Here is a 436-nt window from a genome sequence, read left to right on the forward strand (position 1 = left end):
GAACATCCTGTCGCTCTTCCGCTAAGAGCGGGCCAGCCACATCTCCGAAAGCTTCGAGGCCGGGTAACCCCCGGCCTCGAATGTTTTAATATTCGGTTAATGAAAACGTTCCTAAGTATCAGATATTTTTACGAAATTTCAGTTTGGAATTTAGTTTTCTTTAACCATCTTGCTGTTTTCTAGGCCCATCGAAACGGCGAGTTAACCCTAACGAGAATGGTTAACAGGCATGAAGCTGATCGCTGTGGGCCGGCCCAAATCCGGAATGTCCCTTCTTCAAATCTGCCAAAAGGGGCAAGAAAACTATGACGAGCATCAACACCAATAACGCAGCAATGGCAGCTCTCCAGACGCTGCGCGGCATCAACCAGGGCCTGCAGAAGACCCAGGACCATGTTTCCTCCGGTTTCCGCATCGGCAAGGCTTCCGACAACGC

At 50.2% G+C, this 436-nt stretch carries 1 pseudogene; it reads left to right on the forward strand.

Going from position 1 to position 436, the window contains the following annotated elements:
* Positions 1-305: 305 nt before the first annotated feature.
* A pseudogene (locus tag PMI11_RS36495) lies at positions 306-436 on the forward strand (flagellin); the annotation flags it as partial.

This window comes from Rhizobium sp. CF142 (genome assembly GCF_000281145.1).
GTDB lineage: Bacteria > Pseudomonadota > Alphaproteobacteria > Rhizobiales > Rhizobiaceae > Rhizobium.